Source organism: Sedimentibacter sp. MB35-C1, assembly GCF_030913635.1.
Taxonomy (GTDB): Bacteria; Bacillota; Clostridia; order Tissierellales; family Sedimentibacteraceae; genus Sedimentibacter.
The window spans coordinates 406,025-425,842 of sequence record NZ_CP133188.1; the positions used below are offsets into that span (position 1 = coordinate 406,025).

A 19,818-nucleotide genomic window follows, 5' to 3' on the forward strand; every position below is an offset into this window, starting at 1 on the left:
CAAATTGATTCTTATAGTTTTTTCATTTCTATTAATTCGTACTCCGCTTTAAATTCTTCTCTTCTTACTTCCTTATTTTCATATTCACACTCACCGACCTGATTATCATATGGATCATGGCGCCAAAATTTTTTAGGCGGATCAAATTCATGCTGGAATTCCGAATTTGCAACCATTCTAAATGGATCCAGATTTCCAAAATAAAAGTTCCACTTTTCTTTATTTCCTTTTCTCAGTGCTCCGCCTCCAAATGATGGATCAGCATATAACCAGCCATACGGTGCAACATAGAACTGTGCCCAATCATGTGGACCTATATGATACGGTGTTACAGCAAGCCCCGACTGCCATCTGGCAGGGATACCTGAGTATCGGCAAAGGGTTATAAACAACAGAGCCTGTACGCCGCAGTCTCCCTTTAAATTTAGCGCGCAGTACTCAGGGATATTTGTTATTGTAGAATATGCTCTCATAAATGAATATTTTACATTTTCTGTAATATAATCGTAGATTTTTCTAGCTTTTATCAGCGGATTTGTTTCGTCACCTACTATTTCCCTTGCAAGCTCGGCTATATAAGGAGTAAACATAATATGCGGTTCAAGCTCCTGCGTATCAAAACCCGGCTGATCCTTTGATACCTTTGAAGCATCAAGATCATTATACTTTAAATGGCTCTCATATGAATATTCAACAGAAAATTCACGGCTTTCTTCTAATGATGTCTCAAAATATGCAGTCCTGCTGGGATAGTTTTCGTCAGCAATATACTTTGCCTCAGGAACAGTTTTTATTATTTTTATGTTTGATTGCTGGCAATTAATTGGCAGCGGCATGTGAACCATGATTTTTCCGTCTTTTCTCAGCGCTTCATCCTGCAGTTTCAATGTTGTCTTCATATGTATGAAATACGAAGATTCTTTGTTTTCCCTTGTTTTCCTTATATTTTCGTTCAGAAAATCTTCTCTTTCTTCTCCGCTTTCCTGCTTATTTATTAACCTCGCTTCAAGATCAGATCTCGTTTTAATTAAAGTGCCGAAAAAGCTGTCGTTAAAATAAACCTGACCGTCTACTAATATCCAGTCTGCCTGACCATCTTCCTGAAGCTCCGTAAGTTCTTCTTTTGTGAAGTTCTCGATATTGTCCTGCATTTTTTGAAGAGCCTGCTCAAATGTATACGTGTATTCTCCCTTAATAGTTCTAAGAATTTCCTTTTCAATCTCAAGCCTTTTTCTCATAGCAGTGGGAATTTGTTTTTCTAAACGCCTGTCTATTAATTTTTGTGCTCCTGCAAAATCACCGTTGCATTTCAGCTTTAGAATGTCCTCAGGTAAGTTTATTTTTAAATATTTCAAATCCTTTAACATTTTTTGCCCCCTAAATTTATAATATTTGTCATGGTAACTCGTTATTTAATACTCTTAATGAGCCTTAACACATTGTCTATAGTTGCTTCAAGATTTTCCTTGCTTTTATACCTACTTATCTGAAAGTCATGAGGAAGCCTGTTTATTGTAAATACTGATGTTACCCCCATTTTAAAAGCTTCTTTGATATCTTCCGTTCCTCCTGAAATTACTGTAACCGGCACATTGATTTTTTTAGCTCTTCTTGCAACTCCTATTACAACCTTGCCTCTTAAGCTTTGAGTGTCAAAATTCCCTTCACCTGTAAAAATCATATCTGCATCAGAAATTACATCGTCAAAATGAACCGTATCAAGCACTGTTTCTATTCCCATCTGCAGCCTGGAATCAAAAAATGCTATCATTCCGGCTCCCATAGCACCGGCTGCCCCGCCTCCGGGAACATCTTTTAAATCCATCTCCAGATCCTTATTTATTACTTCGGACAAGTTTCTTAATCCTTCATCCAATTCTTTAACCTTTTTATCATCTGCTCCCTTTTGCGGTCCAAAAATATATGCTGCTCCTGTCTCCCCGTACATTGGATTGTCAATATCACACATAGTTATAATTTCAATGTTTTTCAATAATTCCGACCGGTGGGACATGTCTATTTTTCTGATTGATTTCAAGCTGTCACCCACTGGTATAAATTCTTTTCCGCATTCATCAAAAAACTTAACACCGACAGCGGCAGCAGCACCGCACCCTCCGTCATTAGTTGCAGAGCCTCCAAGGCCGACAATTATTTTTTTGCAGCCTTTTTTTGCTGCGGATAAAATCAGCTGTCCAACTCCATATGTGGTGGTTTTGCCCACATTCTTCCGGTCCTCCACAAGAGGGAGCCCCGCACAGCTTGCCATCTCAATGACTGCTGTTTCTTCCCCGCTTAGCAGACCGTAGTATGACTTCATATCTTCAAAATATGGATTTTTAACCGACTCATAAACCTTATTGCCTCCTAATGATTCCAAAAAGCAATCTACACTGCCTTCACCTCCGTCAGCAACAGGTATTGATACTACACTGCACTTCGGGAAGTGATGGTTAATAGATTTTTCAATAATATTGCAAATTTCTTTTGAACTTAAGGTACCTTTAAATGAATCCGGTATCAGCACTGCTTTCTTCATTGTCCACCTGCCTAATATTCAAAAAGCCTCAAACATTTACGTCTGAAGCATTTTTTTCTATCTTAATATATTACTCATCATCCTTGACTCTTTTCATTTTTGCGCCTAGGTTCATAAATTTATTTTCAATATGTTCGTATCCTCTGTCTATATGACGTATTTCTTTAATTTCTGTTAATCCGTCAGCCATAAGTCCTGCAATTATCATGGCTGCTCCAGCCCTCAAATCGGTGGCTTGTACCACCGTTCCCTTTAGGTGAACCGCTCCTGTTATATCTGCCTTCGTTTTAGTAAATTCGATATTTGCTCCCATCTTCTTAATTTCATCCACATACTTAAATCTATCCTCGGATACCCCTTCGACCACGGTGCTTTCTCCATTTAGAGATGAAAGCAGAACCGTCATCGGTTGCTGTAAATCTGTTGGAAATCCCGGATAAGGAAGAGTTTGAATATTTACCGGTGTAAGTTCTTTTTCATAAAATACTCTCATTGAATCGCCATATTCCTCGATTCCCATTCCCATTTCTTTCAGTTTTGCCGTTATAGGCTCAAGATGCTTAGGAATTATATCATCTATAATAATATCTCCCTTTGTAGCTGCTGCAGCAATCATATAAGTGCCTGCCTCTATCTGATCCGGAATTACTCTGTATGTGCAGCCTGTAAGTTTACTGACACCGTTTATTCTTATTACATCGGTTCCTGCTCCTTTTATATCAGCGCCCATTGAATTTAAAAAGTTTGCCGTATCAACAATATGGGGTTCTTTTGCAGCATTCTCGATTATAGTTCTTCCTTCGGCATACACTGCAGCAAGCATTATGTTAATTGTTGCTCCAACACTTACTACATCAAGATATATTCTTGTTCCCACAAGCTTTTCGGCACACACATTAATTCGGCCTTCCGGAGTTATATCCACAGTTGCGCCCAAAGCCTCAAACCCTTTGATATGCTGATCAATAGGCCTTCTGCCTATTTCGCACCCTCCCGGAAGCAGCGTAGATGCTCTTTTAAATCTACCCAATCCTGCTCCAAGCAGATAGTACGAAGCTCTCATTTTTTTGGATAAACCATTTTTTAAATAGCATCCTTCTACTCCTGATGCATCAACAGATATTGACGTGTCATCAAGAAATTTCGCATCTGCCCCCAATTCTGAAAATATTTCCATAAATACATTAACATCCTCTATCTTAGGCACATTTTGAATAGTGCACTTGCCTGGACATAGCAGGGTTGCCGGAATTATTGCAACAGCCGCATTCTTAAATCCTCCGATGTTAACTTTACCCTTTAATTTAGTTCCGCCTTCTATAACAAATTTAGACATAAACAATTCCTCAATTCTTTTTTTATGTATAATCAGTATATGATACTAGTAAATTTATTTAATAATATAATATAATTGATAAATTTTCAATATTTAAGTCAATCAATATCATAAGTATTGATGCCTGATAAGTGCTTGTAAGTTCCGTCGTTAAAAATAACTTTCCACACAGGATATGAATTTATTCCTGATATCAACTGCCAATTCTCATCTTCCGCACTATAATATGTCATTTTTATTTCCATGATTTCCTTATCACTGACATCATTAAAGGATAAAAGTCTCGGCAATGTTTCTGCGGCTGAAAAAACACGTATTTTTTCAGCTGTTTCTTTTGCAGTCTCGATATTTTGCATTTCAAATCTATAAATTCCTTCTTTATCAAAATAAAAACGCATATATGAATTATCTAGACTGAATTCATTATATTTTTTTGTATAAACAACTATTGAATAATCCTGGCTGATATACCTGAAGCTTTCTGAATATCCTTCTGCATTTATTTTTTTATTTTCTATAAATGTATTGATTTTTTTATCTATGGTCTCTTCATAGCTGATTACGCCGTCAATTTTATCTCTCACAACATAGTTAAGTTTCTTGCCGTCATTTATCTCAAGTATCTCACCTGCGTCATTTTTGTAACTGGTAACATCTTCAACAGCCTGCATTCCCGGCCCCAAAAAGCGAGTCAACAGTTCATCGCTAACATACAAAATCTCATATTCTGTTCCCAGTGTTGGCAATACATATATTTCATCAGGCAGCTCACATTTAACATAAACATTTCTTTCGCTCAAAATGCTTTCAACATTTTCAATAAATTCCAAATCTGTATTAACATTGTATTCTTCAGAATAAACATCACTAAAGGAAGGGCTTAATAAAAAAATATTTAAAACTATAAATGCTGCAATTAATACTGTATTTGCTTTATTCCAATCCATATTTCAACCGCCTTTACTGCCATTCTTCTATTAGCTTGCCTGTTATGGCATTAAATATATAGCTTTTGTCCCCTACCTCTATAACCCATACTACTCTCAGCGCCTGATCTTTTGATACTCTTGAAATATCAAAGTATCCCAGATATATATTGCTTATATTTTTTATCATGTCTCTCTTTAGCGGCTTAAGCTCTGGTATATCCTCAGGGTTCCTAGGGTCTGATTCTTCTTCAAGATTGCTGACAATAACATCCACTGCTGGAATGGGAGTTTCAATTTTTTCATTCATTTGAAACTCATCAATATCCCTTATGAATCTCTTATATGAAATTACACTGTCACCAATAACATCGATTTGCAACGCGGAATTCTCCCTGACTCTGCTGAAAAGTATCGGCCGTTCCAATATCTTGTATGAAAAAATATACCTGAACCCATAATTCCCCTCATATTCAATATTTTCAACACCACTTAAATAGCCATCCTTTGGAAAACCCAGAAATTCATTGGTAAACTCTACAGCTCTGATAAAACTGTCATATACATCAGAAGAATTCTCCAGTTCCTCTGTAGTATCGTAAAAATCCAACAGTCCTTCAGAATTTATCTTTAAAACTTTTTCAGTTCTGTACATAAATACAGTATTGCCGCTTACCTCTACTGACTTTCTTACATAATCGTATCTTCCCTTAAAATAGTTTTTAGCGATTTGATTTATCGTATCAGTATCAAACACATCCAGCTCTGACTGAACAAAAACAGGAGTTTGAGCTGTAGTTTCCAAGGGTATGGGAACCTGAATTGTTTCACCATTTATTTTTTGCTCAAATGCATAGTCAGTTTTATTTTCAAAATCAAATTGCTTTACAATATTTGATATTTCACCTGTATTAATGTTGCTGCTTTCAATTTTGACCGTATTCTCTCCATTATAGATATAAATTGCATTTGTATTTTCTAAATCTATGATTATGTTCTTAATGTTTTTAATTCTAAATTGAATATCCTTGTTTTCAATCTTCATTTGGCCTAAAAATATTTCAACAGGAATATTTGTACTAAAATCAAACTTCAGATATTGAGACGGAAACGCTGCAGATTCATTGATCGACGAAGCATTAAAATTATTAAACGCATCATTTATAACGTATACTGATTTTCCCCATATGTCCTGCTCATCAGAATACGTTATAGTATAATTATCCTTGTATTTAATTACATTTTTAATTGGCCTCACTACATCCCATATATCAGCAGCCGCAATTTCCTCCTGTTTGGTATCCTCTCCCGTTTCTCCCTTATATTTGATAAAGTCAGGCAATTTCAACCACACATTGCTGCTAAGATAAACACATACCAGGACCATTGAAATTAATATTATATTTTTAATTCTTTCCTGTTTCATGAATACCTCTTAACTGTGCTCAGGAATTGTTATTATGATTTCAGTTCCCTTTTTAGCTTCACTGTTAACTGTTAATTTACTGTTGTGCGCTTCAGCAATCTGTTTAGCTATAGACAGCCCAAGTCCTGTTCCGCCAAGCTCCCTTGACCTCGCCTTGTCAACACGGTAAAATCTTTCAAAAACCCTTAACTGATCTTCCTTAGGGATTCCGATTCCATCATCCTTTATAGATATATTTATTTTATTGCTGTCTCTGAAAGCATCTATCCATACATTGCCCTTTTCAGGTGTATATTTAACTGCATTACCTGCAATGTTAAGCAATATCTGTTCAAATCCGTCCCTGTCAAACAATACAAATATATCATCTTGAATGTTTCCAAGATGCATTTTAATATTCTTGTTCTTTGCTTGAATATGCAACTTCTTAGCAACCTGACCAAGCATTTCTCCAACGTTAATTTTTTCTTTTTTCCATTTTGTCTGCTCGTAATCCATTCTGGATAGTCTAAGCAAATCACTAACCAGTCTTGACATACGGTCGCTTTCAGAGTTTATTACATTCAAGAAATCTTCTGCAATTTGCTTTTCTTCCAGCGCTCCGTCAAGCAAGGTTTCCGCATAGCTTTTAATCGTTGTGATAGGTGTTTTCAACTCATGAGACACATTTGCAACAAATTCTCTCTGAAGCTTGTCGATTTTATATTGCTCTGTAATATCCTTAAAGACTATTATGACACCACCGATTTCATTTTGGTTATTCATAAACGGCGCATAATCTACATTATATGTTTCTCTGCCTTTCTCCAAAATTTCGGTGCCATGGTAATTTTTATCCTTTAAATTCGATAAAACCATATCTTCTTTTATATTCTTAACAACATCGTCATATTTTTCTTCAGTCTCTGACAGCAGCAGAATTTTTTTAGCAACAGGATTGGCATGAATTATATTGCCGTTAATATCCACCGTAAGCACCCCGTCTGCCATGTACTTAAATGTGGTTTCCATTTTACTTTTTTCCTGCTGCAAACTTGATATTGAATTTTTCAATTCATCAATAAGGAAATTAAACATTGAACCAAGCTGGCCTATTTCATCGTTTGACTTGACATTTACCTTCTGATCAAAGTCTCCCTGAGACATTTGTTTTGCCTTAAATGTAAGCTCCTTGATAGGACCTGTAATGCTTGATGACAGAACAAGACCCAGAAATATAGTAATTGTCAGGGCTATTATGGTTGCCTGTGTCATAATTTCCATCGACTTTTTAACCGTATCATAAATATATTCAATATTATTGGTAATATAAATGTATCCTTTAATATTTCCGTCCATTTTAACGGGATATGACATGTGATAGAAAATTGGGGTTTCTGTATCTCCTTCAACCTCTTCGTACTGGTTGGGCGGTACAGTATATTGAGCAGTTCCGGTTAATGATTTAACAAAAATATAATTGTTTATAGATGTCGTATTAAATGCGCTTTGTCCTATTATATCTTCGACACTTCCGGCTATTATTGTTTTTTGTTCATCATTTAAAATAACATACAGGTTTTCATTATAACCTATTTGAATGCTTCGGAAATTCTCTTGAATTTCATCGACATTTTCGCTCCATTCTTTTGTCTTTAGCACTTCTGACGAATATATAATGGATTGTATTCTTTTTTCCATATTTTTTCTGCTCATTTCCATCTGAATGTCCTCCAGCTGATGGACAATATAAATTCCTACTATGGACATAGAAAGGAATACAAGCAAAAAATAAATTAAAATGAATTTCCATTTAATACTTTTAAACATAAATTCTCCCCGCAGGATATCGCAGTATTATCATCACCGTAAAAATTTCTCTGAGATAGTAAAGCCTCAAAAAAGCATACTAAGCCTCAAAATTTCTATCTGCTCTTAAAATAATATCCCGTTCCTCTTTTTGTAATTATATATTTATCATTTTCAGTTTCTATCTTTTCTCTCAATCTTCTTACCGTTACATCAACTGTCCTTAAATCGCCGAACTCATATCCCCAAACTTCTTTTAAAAGATGTTCTCTGTTAAAAACCCTGTCTGAATTTAAAAACAAATATTTAAGAAGGTCAAATTCCCTATTTGTCAGGTCAATTATATCATTGTCCCTGCTAACCTCATAGGTATTCATATCAATAGTTAAATTACCTACATTTATTATTTTTGCTTTCATTTCTTCATTGGTGCTTGACAGCTTAACTCTTCGCAGATTTGCCCTTACTCTGGCAATCAGTTCCTTATTGCTGAAAGGTTTTGTAATATAATCGTCCGCCCCCAGCTCCAGTCCTGTTATTTTATCATTTTCTTCTTCCTTAGCAGTAAGCATTATAACAGGCATCATATATTCCATCCTTATTTCCCTAAGAACCTCAAATCCATTTTTCTTCGGCAGCATTATATCCAGAATTATTAATTCAGGGTTAATTTTACGAACCATCTTTATTGCTTCTTCTCCGTCATATGCAGTCTGTACCGTAAAGCCTTCCTTTTGAAGATTGTACTTTATTATTTCCGCTATCGGTCTTTCATCATCTACTACTAATATATTAGACATACTTACCTCCTGTTACGCTTATTATTAGAACTTATAGTTTTTTAATACTTTATAGCCAAAAAAATCTTATTCCGGTAAAAATGGCAGTGAAAAAAGCCTGTATTTCATATTTTTCCCTCAAGTCTGCCATTTAAAATATTATACCATGTTTTTCAAAAATGAACACCATCTTTAATTAAAAGCATAAATTAATTTAGGTAGGTGAATATTATGAGATATAATATAGATTACAGCAAGCTTTGTCCCACTATAAGAGGACAGATTTATTCAAGCAATAATAATATTATACCTGTCATTGTGACATATAAGACTGACAGGAAAATAAAAGAGGGCGAGCTTTCCTCTTTATCTAATAAGCTAAATCGTGAACTTCCTATTATTAACGGCTGCGCCTGTGAAATGAGCATAAATTCTATACTAAAGCTGACAAACGACCCTGATGTGGAATTCATCAGTTATGATTCAAAAGTATTTGCAGTTATGGATGTAGCAAGAGATGCGATAGGTGCAGATTTTATTTCAGACACCGGCTATACAGGAAAAGATGTTACAGTAGCAATTATTGACACCGGAATCTCTCCGCATATGGATTTAATATATCCTAATAGCAGGATAGCCGGATTTAAAGACTTTGTAAACAACGAATCAAGAATGTACGATGACAACGGGCACGGAACTCATTGCGCAGGAATTTTGGCAGGAAGCGGATATGCATCAAAAGGAAAATACAAGGGTATAGCACCAGAAGCAAATATATTGTCAATTAAGGTTCTTGATGAAAACGGAAATGGAAACACATCGGATATTTTATCCACCGTTCAATGGATTATAGACAATAAGGAGGTTTATAAAACAAGAATTATTAATTTTTCATTGGGCGCAATAGCTCAATCAAGGGAAAAAAGAGATCCTCTGGTTAAAGCGGCAAACAGAGCAATCGAGAATAACTTCATTGTAGTAGCTGCTGTAGGAAACAGCGGTCCATTAAGAAATACAATATTGTCACCCGCTACCAGCAGGCATGTTATTTCTGTAGGAGCGCTGGATGATAAGCGGACCCCGGAACTAAATGATGATGTTATCGCAGAATTTTCAAGCAGAGGCCCAACATTTGACAGGATTAAAAAGCCTGATTTAATTGCCCCAGGCGTTAATATAATGTCCCTCTCCAATACAAACTTAAAAGGATATACAAATTTAAGCGGAACATCCATGTCAGCTCCCATGGTATCTGGAGCTGCAGCACTTTTATTAAACGAAAATCCAAACTACACTCACTTTGACATTAAAAGAAAGCTCCTCAACGCTTGCTCAAGAATCAAAGCCTCTTCATACGAACAAGGTGCCGGAGTGTTGGATATAAGCAGAATTTTTTAAATGAATGCAAGGGGACGGGATGATACCCGTTTCCTTCAAAAATTTTTTAAGTTTATTTCTATTCCAAACACTTTTTACCATTTCATATTGTTGTCTATCGTTGTCACAATTGCATATATCATCAGTAGATTTTTTATAAAACACAATCATTTTATCGTTTTTTAACACATACTTCCAATCTTTTTTCATCATATCTTTAATATATTTTTCTCTATTTCCATAAATCGATAAATCAAATTCATTAAATATAATGATCTCAAAATCAAGTTCTACCGGATTAATTTTGTCAAAAGAATAATAGCCAGCGTATATAAAACTAATCATATAACCCTTGCCAGCCATTTCTTTAAAATAACTTGCTAAATTTTTGTATGATGACACCGAACCATATCTAGTAATTTTTTTCATAATAGAATTCTCCGTTTTTTCAATAATATCTCTTGCAAAGTATATTCTGGAACCAACCCTGAATTTTTTATATTGAAACTACAATCAAAAAAGACAAACGAAACGTCCCTGCGTCTTCTTGATACTCTAAAAAAAACACATTTAAATTTCAACCTTTTTATACTAAATTCACTGAATTTGGATTGTCAACAGACTACATATAGAATGATTATATGGAATTTACTAAATAAAAAGAAATAATAGCTAAAAATAGATATAATAAACAATAAAAAATAGAGCAATAATGAAAGGTATTTTTATTTATTGTTGATATATAATATATGCGCAAGACAATTATGTTGACGGTTATAAATATGCTTAAAAAAAGAAATACTACAGAATTATTCATATTTTCAATGCCATAAATTAAAAATATGGCTAGGGGAAAACACAATGAAATCAATATTGATACTCTAAAAAAAAACACATTTAAATTTTTCAACCTTTTTATACTAAATTCACTGAATTTTGCTGTTCTTATAATATAGAATGTTATAAGAATTATTAATACAACCATTATAAAAAAAGACATGAGTACAATTCTCTTTATATTGTATATTCTCACTATTTCTATACCTATAATATATTCAATATATAATAAAACTATAATACTTAATAAATATTCTATAATACTATCAGCATTTGTTTTTTTCATTATCAATCTCCATAATATCCTTATATAGAATCAATATAACTCCCAGAGAGCTATATAAATAGTCCCTGGGAATCCAAACCTTAAGAATTAACAGCTATATATGCATTAATTATGCTTTGCATAATACCAGTGTTATTGTAAAAATCACCACTTGAACTGTCTTGTAAAACTTGTGTTGAATATGAATCTGTATTTTCTATGTTTAAACATTTTATTCTTAAAGTTCTACCTGAGTGGTAATACGTAGGGCTTTCAGTATATATCTTACCATATTTATTCCAGTATTGTTTAATTTGAAAGGCTTCACCTGTAATAGCTTCTTTCACAATTTGAACATTATTAACAACAGTAACTAGTGAAGCAATAGCCGCTATAATAGTTGCTACAGTTAACGCTAAAGTTGTAGCTATAACTGAAATATATGTACCTGCTGGAAAATCAAAAATAGTAAATGAATCTTTCTCCCATGAATAATCTTCTAGTAATCTCGCTATTTTAGTCTCATAATTAAATGTAAAATTCGTTCTCATCAATTCCTTAGCTGAATAATTTGTTCCAACATTAATCCCATAGTCGCTAGGATCTCCACTGGAGCTTCTTGATATGTTGTTAGGGTCAATTTTAATTAAATAATCATTTTTATTAAATGTCTCTTTAACTCCATTTATTGAAACAGTAAATATATCACTATTATCACTATAAACAGCTTCTTCTAAGACATCACCATATGTTAATTTCAACGTTGTTATATCACCAATCTTTTCTTCTTCATAACCTATTTCTTGATAATCAGATTGGTTAGGCAAAATAGCAATTCCTTTTTCATAAAAATATCCATCACCGACTTCGCTTTTTAATGTCTTAACTTGAACACTATCAATAAGAACTGAATTTTGCATTCCCAAAGCATACGATTGAATTGTAAACACAAATACTAAAGACAATGTTAATATCCTACTTAGGTTTTTCATAATTTTATTCATAATAAACCTCCCATTAATTTCATTTTTAAATATAACACCTTTTTAAATTCTTTATTTCTCCTAATATTACCATAAAACTGGCCATTATTAAAGAAACTGATATACACACAACAATATTATTCACTCCTATAAACATTAACAAAATCAACACACCAAATTCAAACCCCAAAATCATTCTTGCCTTCTTGCCATACGCCTTTACCTCTGTGGTATCCAATGGCTTGTTACTATCCTCCACGGGTGAGAGAATATATATAATCAGTCCTGAAATTATGGAAATCGCTATTATAATAAAGTTTGTCCATGGTATAAACCTTATTCCCAAAAGCACCGCAACGATTAACACTACAGAACTGATGTAGCACCCCCATTGTGTTCTTGCGTGATATCCTCCCGCATACGTCCTGAGAGGTATGTATGTTACCATAAAAACCACGCTCTGCCACAGCATACCAAACATTCTTCCAACAAGTAGTATTGTTAAAATATTTATAAGCATCAATGCTCCCTGCTGCAATCCGTATGTATAAAGCTCACTGTCCTCTGAGTCAATAATTTTATTTGACACCAGTTCATCTGTTACTTTTTGTAGAATTTTACCTTGCATCAAAACCTACGCAGTTTTTCGGCACCCTTTGGAAGCTTAGGCTGATGAATCAGAAAATAACATGTACTATTTACATTTAGCGCTGTTATCATCAGTGCAAAGCTTGCAATTACGCTTCCAAATTTTAAAACCAATTTCCTCAAGGTATCCCCCTCCTTTTCGCTTTTTTTGCTTTTGGTGTTTTAATACTAGCATAAAAAAACTATTTGTGCGGGAACATGTTGAAATCTATATATGTTTTTGTAGAAACTTAAGATTTTTGTGTTTATTTTGACTTATCATTCAAATACATAAGCAATATTACAGTAAAAACATCTTCTGTATGTTCAATTTCCATCTCACCGTTATATTTATCCAAAGCAAATTTTGTATTTTTAATACCCATACCGTGATTTTCTTTATCTTCGTTAGAGGTAATCAATTTATCTCCATTATAATTTAAATCTCCGTTATAGGTGTTTGATATCTTGATTATCAATCTGCTCTTTTTATACTTAATTTTTACATCCAGTATTTTTTCTTTTTCTAATTTTGAACAAGCATTAATTGCATTATCTAATAAGTTTCCCAGTATTACTGACATATCAAAGGATGTAATACTTAATTGTTCTGGTATATTTAATTCTAATGAAACAGATATTCCATGCTGCTTAGCTTCTTGAAGCTTAAAATTGAGAATACTGTCAATTATTATATTGCCTGATTGTGCATACTCCTTTTCTGTAATAATTGCATCTGTCATTTGTTCAATGTGTTTCAACGCTTTGTTATGTTCATTTTTTCCCACAAGCAGCTTTAATACGGTCAAATGATTTTTCATATCATGTTTAAATGATCTGGTTGATTTTAATGATGTTTTTATAAGCTCGAATTGCTTCTGATAATAATTATTTTGTTGTAATAATCGCAACTTTTCATATTTTTCCTCTTGTTGTTCGTTTAGTTTATCGTATAAATAAAAAACGAAAAAATTAACAAATAACAAGCTGACTATAACAGAAATAACTTTAAAAGCATTATCTGATGCCATTTCTATTATAATCAAGATTATAAATAATGACGTAAGGGGTATGAAAAATATAGCAAACCAATAGCTGTATGGAATAACTGTCTTATTTTTTATGTTTTTATAATTATTTATAAAAAGTGCTGCAATATATAATAATATTTTTACAATTACTATGCCTGCTACAGAAGAAAATTTATCATTTTTACTAAATACTGAAAAATCTAAAAAGCCAAATATTAAGGCAACGATGCTTTCAATTGAAATTAAAATTATGTAAATAAGTGATATGGCTAGAATTCTTTTTTTTAAATCTGTCTCATAATTAAAGGAAATCAAAAATAGCATAACAACATTAGCTAATAAAGTTACAAGAGGAATATTAAAAAATAAATGAACTAAAGAAAAGACAAAGAGATAAAGTGCATATGAAATAATTTCAACCTGCCTATTTACATCCCTTCTGTCAAAAAAGGCAGACATAAATTTATAAATTATGTATACATCAAATATATTGGTAGTAATATAAAAAAAATCATAATCACTGATATTCACCTATATTTCATCCCTTTCATACTTTAGTTGCAATTTCCGCACCTCTGATCTTTTTGACTGGCTGATTGGCAAGATTTGTGAATTGGTCATAACAAGCCTATCATAATAAGACTCTGCCACATGATAATAGTTGACAAGGTATGACTTATGAATAAAGAAAAATTTATGCGGCTCTAACTGCAAATGTATTTCTGACAAGGTGCCGTAAAATTTAATTTCATCAGTTGTTGTTACCATTTTGACCTGACGGTTGTCGCTTTCGAAGTAGATTATATCTTTGATTTCTTTTCTGAAAAAATTATGTCCTTGCTTATATTTAAAATAAAAATCAAGCTTGTTTAAAAGCTCCATGACTTTGTTCATCATTTCAATGACTTTTGCATCATCAATAGGCTTTATTAAAAAATTAAGCGGTCTAACTTCAAATAGTTCCATGGCATAATTTTCTTTTGAAGATATATATACTATCTGTGTAATTTCATTTTTCATTTCATTACGAATTATTTTTCCCAGTTCAATTCCGTTTAGCTTTTTTAATTCAATATCCAAAAAAATCATATCAAAATAATTATCATTTTTTAAATAATTATATAGTTCTTCACCAGAATAAAAAACATCAACTTCAATTTTTTCCGAAATTAATTTGCTGTAATTTAATATGATATTTTCAATTTCAGAACAAATAATAGACTCATCATCACATATTCCAATTTGAAACACTTAATTCACCTGCCTACTTTTTGTATAATTAATTATACTCTAGTAATGCTTTTCAAACAATGATAAAAGTCTTTACAAATTTAAGCGGAACATCCATGTCAGCTCCCATGGTATCTGGAGCTGCAGCACTTTTATTAAACGAAAATCCAAATTACACTCACTTCGACATTAAAAGAAAGCTCCTCAACGCTTGCTCAAGAATCAAAGCCTCTTCATACGAGCAAGGCGCCGGGGTGTTGGATGTAGAAAGAATTTTTTCATAAAAAATACAAGAGGGTTGTTATACTAAGAAATTAGTGTAACAACCCATATTGTGAAGCTCTTTCCTGCTAATATTTGCATTTATGTTTTAAAATACTACTTATCTAATAAGTTATATATATATCCTAGTCCAATGATACTAGATACTACAAGGGAAACATATATATACTTCATTTCCATATGATTATCTCTTAGAAACACTATGTTATCGCAAATTATAGGTGTTAAGATTATTAATACAGCCACTAATAATTTAAATTTATTTCTATTATTCATGTTACACCTCTTATATAATTATTATGCTCTAGTAATTTTTTCAAACAATAATAAACCAAATATAAACGCTATATTATCTCAATATGTTTTAATCGCCTCATCGCCTTGTATTTTCATCTATGAAAATAACAGTTGGTACATCTGATTTCTTTATCGCTTTTACAATTCTATCATTTTTACAATCATAGTAAAAGAAACCATCGTGAAGTAGTGTTAAAAGCGATTTTTTCCCAGATTTATCTTTGCAAATATATGTGTTGTAACCATACTTTTCAAATGTTCCCTCTTCAAGTGTTTCATAAACATAATTAATTAAATATGTTCCATCATAAGAACTAAATGTAAAAGTATACACTTCAGGTGCATCTACACTCTGATAAGTGCCATGAATATGTTTAATAGGCTCAGCTTTATGTAACTGGTATACAGAAATAAGATATATTAAAACTAAAAAAACAATAATTACTTTTGATATAATTAATTTATTTTTTTCGCTCATTATTGCCTCCTCAATTCTATAATTTAAAAATTCAAATTTATGCTGCTCGAAGGGTTAAAATATTCAGAAGCATCAATGCTCCCTGCTGCAATCCGTATGTATAAAGCTCACTGTTCTCTGAGTCAATAATTTTATTTGACACCAGTTCATCTGTTACTTTTTGTGGAATTTTACCTTGCATTAAAACCTACACAGATCTTTATTAAATAATCTCCGCCACTAAAAAATCTAACCATTTTACTTATGACTTCTAAAGATAAATTTAATCAAGTATAAAAATGCCACAATTAAAGAAACTGCAATTATTGTATTGACAATACTGAAACTAACCATAGTTATTTCCCCCTAATTTCCATTTGTAAAATCATCGCCAAAGGTTCTGTCCGGTGCCTCTTCATGCAGATAACTTCTTATATATTCATTACAAAGTATTGTGAATGCTTATATGAAATTTTTACTATTTAATATTTCAAAAAAATCGTTAAATAAATTCCAATAAAAAAAATCTTCTATAAATATTTTATTATTTATTTTTTCATCTGGCCAATATTTCTCATTTACATACAAGATTGCCTCTTTGTGAACCATAGTTTCTATAAATAAAGAATTAAATTCATATATTTTATCAAATTGTTCATTATACTTATTTATATTAGTATGGTCATTAATATTTTTACCATTTCTATATTCTTCTTCAAGAATACTTTCTATTTCATAGACCCTCCGACTAAAATAATGAGTATCTGCTAAAGAAAAGTTCCCATTATCAGTTTTTTTGTAAATATTATAGAAATTTTGAACATCGCTGGCATAGTTAAACATTTCATTATACCATTTTGCGATTTGTTCTAAATCTTTGTTTGAAATCTCTGAACTCTCTTTCGCTCTATCAAGATAATCTTGAATCCTTGATGTGTTTTCCATAGTTTCAATAACTATTGATATAATTTTAGAATTTATTATTTTTTCATATTCTTTTTCTTGTTTGTAAAATTGGAATATTATAGCCCCATCTAAAAGAGTCATTAATATAAATATAATTAATATGTGCAAACTATATTTTTCGATTATCTTCTTTAACATATTTACCCCCAGCTTAAAATATGTGTAGACTTTCATAAAAATAGCATAAGTCATTAACAGTCATAGTGAACATTTCTTGAATTTCACCATAATTGTTTCTTTTTTTCTTAATAATCAAGAACGGTTAACTTGTCTAATTATACCATAAGTAGTAATAGTTGTATATAACTCAAGCGCCTCCTTGCCTTTCTTGGATGCATCCAAGAAAGTGCCAGCGCCAACGCCTTTTTATCTTATCTTTTTATACCTTCCCATAAATATAAAATAATTGTGTGTTTAATAATTAAACATGGCTGTTAAAATTAAAATCAATTTTAAGTTTTTTTGATATAAATTTAAAATAATTGTTTTATTAAAAAATTAACTAAGTATTAAAACAATCGCTTAAAACTAACTAAATTATATAGAAATGTGATTTACAAATTAAGTTGGTATGCATTTTGCTATAAACATATTTAAGTGCGTTAGAAATACGTTATTAAATAAAATTAGTATTTTGAAAGGAGTAAAAATTGATAAGAAATTTTCAAGATATAATTGACAGTACAAAAAAATATCCTCCAATAAAAGTCGCTGTAGCCGCTGCAGATGACTTAGAAGTTTTGCTGGCAATTGAGAAAGCTCGATCATTTGGAATTATTAGTGCCATATTGATAGGAAATAAAAGTAAAATCGAAACTATTCTAAGCAATAATTCTATTTGTCTAAAAAACTATGAAATAATTGATGAAGCTGATAAAGAAAATTCATGTAAAATAGCCGTCAACATGATTAAGGAAGGCAATGCTTCTACAATAATGAAGGGATTTGTAGATACTTCAATTCTTTTAAAAGCAGTTATTAATAAGCAAACCGGTTTGGAAATTAGTGGTTTAATTAGCCATGTTGGAGTTTTAAAGGTTGATAAATTTAACAGACTTTTTATAATTAGCGATTCAGCTGTTAATATATCACCTTCCGTTCAGGATAAAGTCAGCATAATAAATAATGCGGTAATAGTTGCAAACGCCTTAGAAATTGAAGAACCAAAAGTTGCAATAATTTGTCCGGTTGAAAAAGTAAATAAAAAAATTGAATCCACTGTTCATGCAGCAGAATTAGTAAAAATGTATGAGCAAAAAGAAATTAAGGGATGTGTAATTGGAGGACCTTTTGCACTAGATAATGCTATATCTGAAGAAGCCGCATCGCATAAAGGCATTGTTAACCCGGTTGCCGGTAAGGCAGACATACTAATAGCGCATAATCTAGAAGTTGGTAATGTATTAAACAAAGCAATAGAGTACTTTGGTCACACAGAAAAAGCAGGAGTACTAATGGGAGCAGGAGTACCAATAATTCTTACTTCAAGGGCAAGTTCAAGTAAAGCAAAGCTTAATTCTATATCATTAGCTGCTTTTATAGCTCAAAAAAATCAAAATAATAAATATTAGGAGAATATATGAAAAAATCGTATAAAATTCTAGCTATTAATCCCGGATCTACCTCTACAAAAATTGCATTATACGAAAATAAAAATGTTATCTATAAGGAAACTGTATCACATATGAGTTCCGACTTGGAAAAGTTCAATAAAATAAGCGATCAATTTGAATTTCGAAAAAATATAATATTAACTATTTTAAAAGAACAACATATAGATCTCAGCGAATTAGATGCAATTGTAGGCAGGGGCGGAAACATGAAGCCTGTTGAAGGTGGTACTTATCAGGTTAATGAAGAAATGGTCAGAGATTTAAAAATTGGTATTATGGGTCAACATGCTTCAAATCTTGGTGGAATTATAGCAGATTCAATTGCTAAAGATTTAAAAATATCAGCTTATGTAGTTGACCCTGTTGTTGTAGATGAATTTGAAGATTATGCAAGAATTTCAGGCATTCCTGAAATAAAAAGGAAATCAAAATCTCACCCTCTAAATCAAAAGGCCGTGGCAAGACTCGCAGCTAGTGAATTAGGCGGAGAATATTCTTCTTTTAATTTTATAGTTGCACATATGGGTGGAGGCATATCCATTGGTGCACACAAAAAAGGCAAAATAGTAGATGTAAATAATTGCTTAGACGGCGAAGGTACCTTCTCACCTGAAAGATCTGGCGGACTTCCAGTAGGCTCTTTGGTAGAATTATGCTTTTCAGGAAATTACACAATTGAAGAAATAAAGAAAAAGATAACCGGCAAAGGTGGATTAGTTGCATATTTAGGCACAAATGATGCTAGGGAAGTAAAAAAGAAAATAGCAGAAGGAGACAATTATTCAAAGCTTATATACGAAACTATGGCATATCAGATTGCCAAAGATATCGGAGCAGCAGCAACAGTTTTAAAGGGAAAAATTGATAGTATCGTACTAACAGGCGGATTAGCCTATGATGAAGAATTGGTTCGATGGATAAAAGAAAGAGTAAGTTTTATAGCACCTATAAAGGTTTACCCAGGAGAAAATGAAATGCAATCAATGGTCCAAGGCGTTATAAGAGTGCTAAATGGAGATGAAAAATTAAAAATATATAGCTAATTTTTTAGCAATAAAA

Annotated in this window: 20 protein-coding genes; 4 read left to right on the plus strand and 16 right to left on the minus strand. The window is 32.3% G+C overall.

What is annotated here, in order from left to right:
* Window positions 1–11: 11 nt before the first annotated feature.
* The 7 genes from RBQ61_RS01940 to RBQ61_RS01970 all read right to left on the minus strand — a co-directional run bounded on the left by RBQ61_RS01940 (window position 12) and on the right by RBQ61_RS01970 (window position 8,815).
* Window positions 12–1,367 (minus strand): transglutaminase-like domain-containing protein, encoded by a 1,356-nt coding sequence (locus RBQ61_RS01940; RefSeq protein ID WP_308138856.1) that lies wholly within the window; start codon window positions 1,365–1,367, stop codon window positions 12–14.
* 41 nt (window positions 1,368–1,408) lie between these two features.
* Window positions 1,409–2,539: a glycerate kinase gene (locus RBQ61_RS01945; protein WP_308138857.1), complete on the minus strand. Its 1,131-nt coding sequence runs from the start codon at window positions 2,537–2,539 to the stop codon at window positions 1,409–1,411.
* Window positions 2,540–2,609: 70 nt separating this feature from the next.
* A complete protein-coding gene (locus RBQ61_RS01950) occupies window positions 2,610–3,875 on the minus strand; it encodes a UDP-N-acetylglucosamine 1-carboxyvinyltransferase (RefSeq protein ID WP_308138858.1) in 1,266 nt (421 codons plus the stop codon).
* A 98-nt stretch (window positions 3,876–3,973) separates the two neighbouring features.
* Window positions 3,974–4,822, minus strand: a complete 849-nt coding sequence (gene yycI, locus RBQ61_RS01955; RefSeq protein WP_308138859.1) for a two-component system regulatory protein YycI — start codon at window positions 4,820–4,822, stop codon at window positions 3,974–3,976.
* Window positions 4,823–4,835: 13 nt separating this feature from the next.
* Window positions 4,836–6,227, minus strand: coding sequence for a hypothetical protein (locus RBQ61_RS01960; protein WP_308138860.1), 1,392 nt, complete (start codon window positions 6,225–6,227; stop codon window positions 4,836–4,838).
* A gap of 9 nt (window positions 6,228–6,236) precedes the next feature.
* Window positions 6,237–8,036, minus strand: coding sequence for an ATP-binding protein (locus RBQ61_RS01965; protein ID WP_308138861.1), 1,800 nt, complete (start codon window positions 8,034–8,036; stop codon window positions 6,237–6,239).
* Window positions 8,037–8,131: 95 nt separating this feature from the next.
* Window positions 8,132–8,815: a response regulator gene (locus RBQ61_RS01970; RefSeq protein WP_308138862.1), complete on the minus strand. Its 684-nt coding sequence runs from the start codon at window positions 8,813–8,815 to the stop codon at window positions 8,132–8,134.
* A 210-nt stretch (window positions 8,816–9,025) separates the two neighbouring features.
* On the opposite strand from RBQ61_RS01970, the gene RBQ61_RS01975 reads away from it, so the two are divergent.
* The gene (locus RBQ61_RS01975; RefSeq protein WP_308138863.1) at window positions 9,026–10,192 is read left to right on the plus strand and encodes a S8 family peptidase; all 1,167 of its coding nucleotides are present in this window, start codon (window positions 9,026–9,028) and stop codon (window positions 10,190–10,192) included.
* Here RBQ61_RS01975 and RBQ61_RS01980 read toward each other — a convergent pair.
* From RBQ61_RS01980 to RBQ61_RS02005, 6 genes are all read right to left on the minus strand, one after another.
* Window positions 10,145–10,600 carry a DUF2812 domain-containing protein gene (locus tag RBQ61_RS01980; protein WP_308138864.1) on the minus strand — a complete coding sequence of 152 codons (456 nt, stop codon included), beginning with the start codon at window positions 10,598–10,600 and terminating at the stop codon, window positions 10,145–10,147. The genes RBQ61_RS01975 and RBQ61_RS01980 overlap by 48 nt on opposite strands.
* Before the next feature lie 774 nt (window positions 10,601–11,374).
* A complete protein-coding gene (locus RBQ61_RS01985) occupies window positions 11,375–12,277 on the minus strand; it encodes a hypothetical protein (RefSeq protein ID WP_308138865.1) in 903 nt (300 codons plus the stop codon).
* A gap of 25 nt (window positions 12,278–12,302) precedes the next feature.
* A complete protein-coding gene (locus RBQ61_RS01990; protein WP_308138866.1) occupies window positions 12,303–12,884 on the minus strand; it encodes an accessory gene regulator ArgB-like protein in 582 nt (193 codons plus the stop codon).
* Window positions 12,884–13,027, minus strand: a complete 144-nt coding sequence (locus RBQ61_RS01995) for a cyclic lactone autoinducer peptide (RefSeq protein WP_308138867.1) — start codon at window positions 13,025–13,027, stop codon at window positions 12,884–12,886. The genes RBQ61_RS01990 and RBQ61_RS01995 overlap by 1 nt, the downstream gene beginning before the upstream one ends.
* A gap of 122 nt (window positions 13,028–13,149) precedes the next feature.
* On the minus strand, window positions 13,150–14,445 hold the full coding sequence (locus RBQ61_RS02000) for a sensor histidine kinase (protein ID WP_308138868.1): 1,296 nt from the start codon (window positions 14,443–14,445) through the stop codon (window positions 13,150–13,152).
* Window positions 14,446–15,165, minus strand: coding sequence for a LytTR family DNA-binding domain-containing protein (locus RBQ61_RS02005; protein WP_308138869.1), 720 nt, complete (start codon window positions 15,163–15,165; stop codon window positions 14,446–14,448).
* Window positions 15,166–15,224: 59 nt separating this feature from the next.
* On the opposite strand from RBQ61_RS02005, the gene RBQ61_RS02010 reads away from it, so the two are divergent.
* Complete coding sequence (locus RBQ61_RS02010) at window positions 15,225–15,428, plus strand: S8 family serine peptidase (RefSeq protein ID WP_308138870.1); 204 nt, start codon at window positions 15,225–15,227, stop codon at window positions 15,426–15,428.
* 371 nt (window positions 15,429–15,799) lie between these two features.
* On the opposite strand, the gene RBQ61_RS02015 is transcribed toward RBQ61_RS02010, so the two are convergent.
* The 3 genes from RBQ61_RS02015 to RBQ61_RS02025 form a co-directional block, all read right to left on the minus strand.
* Window positions 15,800–16,201, minus strand: a complete 402-nt coding sequence (locus RBQ61_RS02015) for a hypothetical protein (protein WP_308138871.1) — start codon at window positions 16,199–16,201, stop codon at window positions 15,800–15,802.
* A 37-nt stretch (window positions 16,202–16,238) separates the two neighbouring features.
* Window positions 16,239–16,382, minus strand: coding sequence for a hypothetical protein (locus RBQ61_RS02020; protein WP_308138872.1), 144 nt, complete (start codon window positions 16,380–16,382; stop codon window positions 16,239–16,241).
* A gap of 260 nt (window positions 16,383–16,642) precedes the next feature.
* Window positions 16,643–17,284, minus strand: coding sequence for a hypothetical protein (locus RBQ61_RS02025; RefSeq protein ID WP_308138873.1), 642 nt, complete (start codon window positions 17,282–17,284; stop codon window positions 16,643–16,645).
* A 512-nt stretch (window positions 17,285–17,796) separates the two neighbouring features.
* Between RBQ61_RS02025 and RBQ61_RS02030 the strand changes: the two genes are divergently transcribed.
* Together RBQ61_RS02030 and buk are read left to right on the plus strand one after the other, a co-directional pair.
* Window positions 17,797–18,717, plus strand: coding sequence for a bifunctional enoyl-CoA hydratase/phosphate acetyltransferase (locus RBQ61_RS02030; protein ID WP_308138874.1), 921 nt, complete (start codon window positions 17,797–17,799; stop codon window positions 18,715–18,717).
* A gap of 8 nt (window positions 18,718–18,725) precedes the next feature.
* Window positions 18,726–19,802 carry a butyrate kinase gene (gene buk, locus RBQ61_RS02035; protein ID WP_308138875.1) on the plus strand — a complete coding sequence of 359 codons (1,077 nt, stop codon included), beginning with the start codon at window positions 18,726–18,728 and terminating at the stop codon, window positions 19,800–19,802.
* Window positions 19,803–19,818 lie beyond the last annotated feature (16 nt).